This is a genomic window from Arthrobacter sp. TB 26, from assembly GCF_000427315.1.
Lineage (GTDB): Bacteria > Actinomycetota > Actinomycetes > Actinomycetales > Micrococcaceae > Arthrobacter.
In genome coordinates this window covers 1-6,387 of the sequence record NZ_AUPJ01000432.1, presented here as the reverse complement: position 1 = coordinate 6,387, position 6,387 = coordinate 1, and the positions used below count along the sequence as shown (strand labels likewise).

The following is a 6,387-nucleotide window of genomic DNA, read 5'->3' as shown; positions in this document are numbered from 1 at the left end:
GGGATTTGGGCCCGGACCACCGCCGCCGCCCGGGCCCTCCAGGGCCCGGCCGAGGCCCGGACCCTGACCCAGCTGCGCGCCGATGTCGCCGCGACCTGGCTGCTCACCAGTGGGCTCACCACTGGCACTGAGGGAGAAGGTGTGGGTGGGGGTGTGCCGTCGCCGCCGGCGCAGGTCCTGATCACCGTACCCGTCTTCTCCCTGCTCGGCGCCGGGGAGGAACCGGCGGTCCTGGACGGCTACGGGCCGATCCCGCCCTCGATGGCCCGCCGCCTCGTCGCCGAAGGCGCCGGTTCGTTCTACCGGGTCCTGGTGGATCCGCGGGACGGGGCGCCGCTGGAAATCGGCCGGTCCAGCTACCGGGTGCCGACGGCACTGCGGCAATGGCTGCGGCTCCGCGACGGGAAGTGCCCCTTCCCGGGCTGCAACAACCCGTCCCTGGACAACGACGCCGACCATATCCTGGCCTGGGCCGACGGAGGCACCACCGGAATCAGCAACCTCGGCCAGCCCTGCCGCAAACACCACCGCCTCAAACACAACTCAGCCTGGACCCCGGCCCGGGCCAGCAAAAACGCCCCGCCCGGCTGGACCTCCCCGTCCGGACGGCACTACCCCAGCGAGCAACAGGACTGGGAACCACCCCACTGGCCGGACCGCCTCCAGGCCATGCTGACACTCCTTGCCGAAGGCGTACCCGAGGACCCCGAAGACCCTGGTCCTGAGCCCGACCAGGAACTGCCGCCGGACCCGTTCCCGGACTGGCACCTCTTCACCTCCGGGCACCCATGGCCGGACACAGAACTGAGCGACTCGAGGCATGCCGCTCAACTCGATCATCCAGCCACGTCATTAGCGCACGGGCGCTAGCCGGCGAAGGCGTTGATTCCTGTCAGCTCAGCAGACAGCGTCCACAGCCTGGCGGCATCAGCGCGGTCCACCGCGTGGGCGTCCACACCCCGGATCCGCGCCCCGGGCGATCCCACCACAGTGGGCTCAGCGATGTCGCAGTCCTCGCAGTAGACGCCGCCCATTCCCGTGAGCGCCGGAGACGTCGCCGCCCACACGGACGTCGCCGCACCCTGGGCGGGGGTCTTGAACCGCGCGTCGACGTTGCCGGCCTCATCCATCCAGCCGGCGGCGATCATTTCTTCCCTGGGCAGGTGGCGCTGCAGTTCCGTCATGATGCCTCCCGGATGCACCGCGAAGGCGCGCACCCCGGAGTCCCTGCCGAGCGCATCAAGCTGCACGGCGAACAACGAGTTGGCCGTCTTGGCCTGCCCGTACGCCCGCCATTTGTCATAGCCGGTCTCGAAGTTGATGTCCTCGAAGCGGATCGGCGAGAGCTTGTGTCCGGTGGAGGACAGCGACACGACCCGGGCCCCGGAACCGGCAGCCAGCGCGGGCCAGAGCAGGTTGGTGAGGGCAAAGTGGCCCAGGTGGTTGGTGGCGAACTGCGACTCCCAGCCCGGACCCACACGGCGTTCGGGGCTGGCCATGATCGCGGCGTTGTTGATGAGGATGTCCAGGCGGCCGCTCCCGCCAAGGAAATCGGAAGCCAGGAAGCCGGCCGCAAACACCTTCACACTGGACTGGTCGGCCAGGTCAAGCGCGGCGACGCTGACTTCTCCGGCGCCTGTCCCGGCGGGGACGCCGGCCTCCGCCAGTACTTCGCGGGCATGTTCCGGCCGCCGGGCCGGCACCACCACCGCGGCGCCCGCTGCTGCCAGGGCCCGGACGGTTTCCAGGCCCAGGCCGGAGTAGCCGCCGGTGACGATCGCGGTCTTCCCGTGCAGGTCGATCCCGGCAACGACCTGCGCCGCCGTCGAGTCCCGCCCGAAGCCGGAGCCGATTTTGTGCTGCGGGGTCACGCTCATGTCACTGGCCTTTCCTGACGGGTTCATTTCGCGCTACGACGGTCAGTAGACCGGTTTTCCGGGCTCGACGTCGCGCACCCAGGCCAGGATTCCGCCGTCGAGGTGGCTGACGCGCTCATAGCCGGCGGCCCGGGCAGCGGCGAGAACGGCCGCGGACCGGGTCCCGGCCTTGCAGTGGAACACGATGTCCAGGTCCTGCGGCAGCTCCTGCCAGGCCTCGCCGGCCAGGATCCGGCCTTGCGGGATCAGCACAGCCCCGTCGATCCGGACGATCTCGTATTCCCCCGTCTCCCGCACATCCACCAGCTGGAAATCCTTGAGCCCGGCCGTGCGGGAGGCCAACATCGTCGCCAGCTGCGTGGCGGTCACGGTATGTTCGGTGCCCGCGTCCGCGGCGGGGATGATGCCGCAAAAAGCCTCGTAGTCGGTCAGTTCCGTGATCCGCTCCGCCTCGGGATCACGGGAGACCTTGATTTCCCGCCAGGTCCCGCCGAGTGCGTCGAAGAGCGCCACCCTGCCCAACAGGGAACGTCCGACGCCGGTGATGAGCTTGACGGCCTCCGTCACCATGAGCGAGCCGACGGCGGCGCAGAGCATTCCGAACACGCCGCCCTCGCCGCAGGACGGCACGGACCCCGCGGGTGGCGCCTCAGGGTACAGGTCCCGGTAGGTGGGGCCGTATTGTTCCCAGAAGACGCTGACCTGCCCGTCGAAGCGGAAGATCGAACCCCAGACGTACGGCTTGCCGAGGATCGCCGCGGCGTCATTGACGAGGTAGCGGGTGGCAAAGTTGTCGGCGCCATCGAGGATGAGGTCGTAGCCGGCAAAGAGTTCGAGGGCGTTGGAGGCGTCAAGCCGGACATTGTGCAGCCGGACCTCCACGAGCGGATTGAGGGCGGCTATGGCGTCGCGGGCGGACTCGATCTTGGGCCGGCCCACATCCGCCACGCCATGGATCACCTGGCGCTGAAGGTTGCTCAGGTCCACAGTGTCGTCGTCGACGATTCCCAGGGTGCCTACGCCCGCGGCGGCCAAGTAAAGCAGCGCGGGCGAGCCCAGTCCGCCGGCGCCGATCACGAGGACCCTGGCGTTCTTCAGGCGGCGCTGACCGATCGCCCCGATTTCCGGAATGATCAGGTGCCGGGAGTAGCGTTCCACCTCGTCCGGGCTCAGGCCGTCGGCCGGATCCACCAGCGGGCCTGGCGTTCCGGACACCTTTTTCGTGCCTGCGGGGGCTGCATTGGGAGTGAACTTGGAAGCCATACTTCAATCTATGCCCGAAGATGCCGCCAGGTCATATTACCGGCACGTAAAGTGGACGTAACAGCAAGCGAAAGAAGGCCGACAGTGGTTCATCAGGCACCGGTTGAGCGGGGTCATGCCGGAAAGTCACCGGACGTCCCGGCACGAAGCGGACAACGATCGGCGCGGCTTCCCCGCGACGAACGCCGGGCGCAGCTGCTGGCGGCTGCCCAGGAAGTCTTCGTTGCCAACGGCTACCACGGTGCCGCGATGGACGAAATCGCCGAGACCGCCCACGTCAGCAAGCCCGTGCTGTACCAGCACTTCCCGTCCAAGCGCGAGCTGTACCTGGCCCTGCTGGACAGCCAGCTGAGCAAACTGATCGGGCTGCTGCTGGGTGCCCTCAACTCCACGACGGACAACGATGAGCGTGTCCAGGCCGTCATGCGCGCCTACTTCCGCTTCATCGCCAGCGACGACCAGGCCCACCGCCTCGTCTTCGAGTCCGACCTCGTCAATGACGCCGACGTCAGCGCCCGGCTGGAAGCCTTCAACAAGACCTTCGCCGACGCCGTCGCCCGTGTCATCGCAGAGGACACCAAGCTGCCCGAGCTGGAGTCCCAGTTGCTGGGCCGCGGACTCGCCGGGATGGCGCAGGTCAGCGCCCGGTACTGGCTCGAAACCGACGGTAATCTTGACCTCGATGTGGCGAGCGATCTGATCTACCGTTTAGCTTGGCGCGGAATCTCCCGCTTCCCCAAGGAAACCTAGACTACAAATAGAGATAACACCCAAAGAACTTTGATTGGCTGGGAGGCCTTGCAGTGGAAGTAAAGATCGGCATTCAGAATATCGGCCGCGAAATTGTCCTGGAATCGTCCCAGGAGGCCGACGCCGTGGCCAAGGTGGTCGGCGAGGCCATCGCAAAGGGCACGGAGCTGCGGCTGACGGACGAAAAAGGCCGCCAGATCATCATTCCCGCCAACGTCTTGGGCTATGTCGAAATCGGCGCCGAGGAAGTACGCCGCGTCGGTTTCGGCGCGCTCTAGCCACCGTCCGCAGCTGTCCCTGGCGGCAGCGCTGCTGACCAGTCCCCCAGATCCGCAAGGAGACCGAACATGCTTTCCCTGATTGTGGTTGCCTTGGCAACCGTGGCCGCGGGCTTTGTGGTGTGGGCCAATGACAAGCGGCACGCCAAATACGGCATCGCGGTCCCGGCAGGGGTGTCGCTCACGGTCGGGATGCTGGCCTGGATCATCTTCGTCGCCGCAGGGCTGGGCTACCAGCCCGGTCTGACCTGGATTCCGTGGGTGCTGCCCATTGTCTTCGGCGCGGCAGCCTCCGTCGCGGCCGTCCTGTTCCTGGGCAGGAACCGCACCAGCCGAGACACTGCACGGCTGACCGCCATCCTGCGCTACTGACAGTTTCCCCCGGCGGCAGGCGCCGCATCCGTGACCACCACCCAGCCGGGTGCGTGGTCACGGTTCGTTAACGCCCCGGTCATTTGGGGCCCGGCCGCCGACGTTTCCTCCAGCACGTGACCGGACTCGGACCTACTGAGGCGCAGGTTCCGCGGTGGCGCCGATCCCGGCGGCTGCCGCACTGGCGGCAGTTGCGGCCGCGACGTCCCGCCGCGTGACCTTGTCGCCGGCGTCGTGCGAGCTGTACCGCAGGAAGACCCTCCGATAGCGCCAGTCCAGGTCCGGGTGGTGGTTCTGCTCTTCGGCCAGGCGTCCGACGGCGGCGATCAGTTCCAGCGCCGCGGCCGCTGTCGGGGCTTTGTAGACCGCGGCGAGGCCACCCAGCCGGTAGCTCCAGCCGGGCAGTTCCGCCAGGGCCTCGTCAATTTGGGCCTCGGTGAGGACATCATCTGCCATGGCAGGCTCCTTTGCCTAAAGGAATTCGGCCCGGCCCTCCATGGCCGAGGACGCCAGCGCGTGCTCCCGGCGCGGGATCCTGCCGGCCCTTTTTGCCAGCCTACCGGCGATGACCGCGTGCTTGAAGGCCTCGCCCATCAGCACCGGATTCTGGGCCCGGGTTACGGCCGTGGCCAGCAGCACGGCATCGCAGCCAAGTTCCATGGCCAGGGCCGCGTCGGAGGCGGTGCCGATCCCGGCGTCCAGGACCACCGGTACGGAGGCCCGCGAGACGATCAGTTCGATGTTGTGCGGATTCAGGATGCCCAGGCCGGTGCCGATCGGCGCGCCCAGGGGCATGACGGCAGCGGCGCCGAGGTTTTCCAGCCGCAGGGCCAGCACCGGGTCGTCGTTGGTGTAGGCGAACACCTTGAACCCGCGGCCCACGAGCTGTTCGGTGGCGTCGACCAGTTCCACAGCGTCCGGCAGCAGGGTGTGCTCGTCCGCGATGACCTCCAGTTTCACCCAGTCCGTTTCGAGGGCTTCGCGGGCCAGTTCGGCCGTCAGCACGGCGTCCCTGGCGGTGAAGCAACCCGCCGTGTTGGGCAGCACCCGGATGTTGTGGTCCAGCAGCAGCTGGAACAGCGACCCGGACTCCGCCGGCGAATAGCGCCGCATCGCGACGGTGGTCAGTTCGGTGCCCGAGGCCAGCAGTGCAGCCCCCAGGCCATCCAGGCTCGGGGCCCCGCCTGTGCCCATGATGAGCCTCGACCCCAGCTGCACGCCGTCCACCGTGAACGGATCCGCGGCGGCCGCTGACACTCCAGGCACTGCCGCTCCGGGCGCCGCCGCCAATGTGGTGTCCTCCATGCTGCTCATCCTCCCTGTACCGCCGTTACCAGCTCGATGTCGTCGCCGTCGGCGAGCGCGGTGCCGTGCCATTGGCTGCGCGGGACCACCGCGGCGTTGCGGGCGACGGCGACGCCGAGTTTCCCGCCGTCCGCAGACTGGCCGTTGGGGGCCAGGGCCCGGCCGGTGACCTGGCTGACGAGGGTGCTGACCGATGCGCCGTCGGGGAGCGAGTGCCCGGTTCCGTTCAGGGTGATGTTCATACCGTTTCCTTGTTGTGCTCTGGGTGGGTGTTCGGGAGCGGTGTTGCGGTACTGAACCTGTCCGGCCGGAAGTGGGCCCAGCGGGGATCCGCGACGCCGTCCAGTAGTCCGCGGCAGATCTCTGCGGCGGCGGGCGTGAGCAGGATTCCGTGCCGGAAGAACCCGGTGGCGATGATCAGGCCCGCGACGTCTGCCGAACTTCCGGGTTCCGCCACCCGGCCCAGCAGCGGCGCGTTGTCCGGGGTCCCCGGCCGGGCCCGGGCCGTGGCCTCGAGCAATTCCAGTTCGGCGACGGCGGGG

At 68.2% G+C, this 6,387-nt stretch carries 9 protein-coding genes and 1 pseudogene; 4 read left to right on the top strand and 6 right to left on the bottom strand.

From position 1 onward, the window contains the following. A partial coding sequence (locus tag K789_RS0116635; protein WP_024367745.1) for an HNH endonuclease signature motif containing protein occupies positions 1–870 on the top strand: 870 nt, incomplete at its 5' end. Here K789_RS0116635 and K789_RS0116630 read toward each other — a convergent pair. Both K789_RS0116630 and moeB read right to left on the bottom strand, forming a co-directional pair. Continuing rightward, on the bottom strand, positions 867–1,877 hold the full coding sequence (locus K789_RS0116630) for an SDR family NAD(P)-dependent oxidoreductase (RefSeq protein WP_024367744.1): 1,011 nt from the start codon (positions 1,875–1,877) through the stop codon (positions 867–869). The genes K789_RS0116635 and K789_RS0116630 overlap by 4 nt on opposite strands. 42 nt (positions 1,878–1,919) lie before the next feature. After that, complete coding sequence (gene moeB / locus K789_RS0116625; protein ID WP_035740046.1) at positions 1,920–3,140, bottom strand: molybdopterin-synthase adenylyltransferase MoeB; 1,221 nt, start codon at positions 3,138–3,140, stop codon at positions 1,920–1,922. Between the two features lie 84 nt (positions 3,141–3,224). Between moeB and K789_RS0116620 the strand changes: the two genes are divergently transcribed. The 3 genes from K789_RS0116620 to K789_RS0116610 all read left to right on the top strand — a co-directional run bounded on the left by K789_RS0116620 (position 3,225) and on the right by K789_RS0116610 (position 4,540). Continuing rightward, positions 3,225–3,890 (top strand): TetR/AcrR family transcriptional regulator, encoded by a 666-nt coding sequence (locus K789_RS0116620; RefSeq protein WP_024367742.1) that lies wholly within the window; start codon positions 3,225–3,227, stop codon positions 3,888–3,890. Between the two features lie 53 nt (positions 3,891–3,943). After that, positions 3,944–4,168 (top strand): DUF3107 domain-containing protein, encoded by a 225-nt coding sequence (locus K789_RS0116615; RefSeq protein ID WP_024367741.1) that lies wholly within the window; start codon positions 3,944–3,946, stop codon positions 4,166–4,168. A gap of 69 nt (positions 4,169–4,237) precedes the next feature. After that, positions 4,238–4,540 carry a hypothetical protein gene (locus K789_RS0116610; RefSeq protein ID WP_024367740.1) on the top strand — a complete coding sequence of 101 codons (303 nt, stop codon included), beginning with the start codon at positions 4,238–4,240 and terminating at the stop codon, positions 4,538–4,540. 132 nt (positions 4,541–4,672) lie between these two features. On the opposite strand, the gene K789_RS0116605 is transcribed toward K789_RS0116610, so the two are convergent. The 4 genes and pseudogenes from K789_RS0116605 to K789_RS0116590 form a co-directional block, all read right to left on the bottom strand. After that, positions 4,673–4,996 (bottom strand): 4a-hydroxytetrahydrobiopterin dehydratase, encoded by a 324-nt coding sequence (locus K789_RS0116605; RefSeq protein ID WP_024367739.1) that lies wholly within the window; start codon positions 4,994–4,996, stop codon positions 4,673–4,675. A 15-nt stretch (positions 4,997–5,011) separates the two neighbouring features. Further along, the gene (locus K789_RS0116600; RefSeq protein WP_272943977.1) at positions 5,012–5,845 is read right to left on the bottom strand and encodes a thiazole synthase; all 834 of its coding nucleotides are present in this window, start codon (positions 5,843–5,845) and stop codon (positions 5,012–5,014) included. 5 nt (positions 5,846–5,850) lie between these two features. Beyond that, positions 5,851–6,087 carry a sulfur carrier protein ThiS gene (thiS, locus tag K789_RS0116595; RefSeq protein WP_024367737.1) on the bottom strand — a complete coding sequence of 79 codons (237 nt, stop codon included), beginning with the start codon at positions 6,085–6,087 and terminating at the stop codon, positions 5,851–5,853. Next, positions 6,084–6,387 (bottom strand): annotated as a pseudogene (locus K789_RS0116590) (glycine oxidase ThiO); the annotation flags it as partial. The gene thiS and the pseudogene K789_RS0116590, both read right to left, overlap by 4 nt.

Excerpts from the sequence above, each read along its gene's own strand:
- K789_RS0116630 (WP_024367744.1), bottom strand. The coding sequence starts at position 1,877 with ATGAGCGTGACCCCGCAGCACAAAATCGGCTCCGGCTTCGGGCGGGAC.
- moeB (WP_035740046.1), bottom strand. The coding sequence starts at position 3,140 with ATGGCTTCCAAGTTCACTCCCAATGCAGCCCCCGCAGGCACGAAAAAG.
- K789_RS0116610 (WP_024367740.1), top strand. The coding sequence starts at position 4,238 with ATGCTTTCCCTGATTGTGGTTGCCTTGGCAACCGTGGCCGCGGGCTTT.
- K789_RS0116605 (WP_024367739.1), bottom strand. The coding sequence starts at position 4,996 with ATGGCAGATGATGTCCTCACCGAGGCCCAAATTGACGAGGCCCTGGCG.
- K789_RS0116600 (WP_272943977.1), bottom strand. The coding sequence starts at position 5,845 with ATGGAGGACACCACATTGGCGGCGGCGCCCGGAGCGGCAGTGCCTGGA.
- thiS (WP_024367737.1), bottom strand. The coding sequence starts at position 6,087 with ATGAACATCACCCTGAACGGAACCGGGCACTCGCTCCCCGACGGCGCA.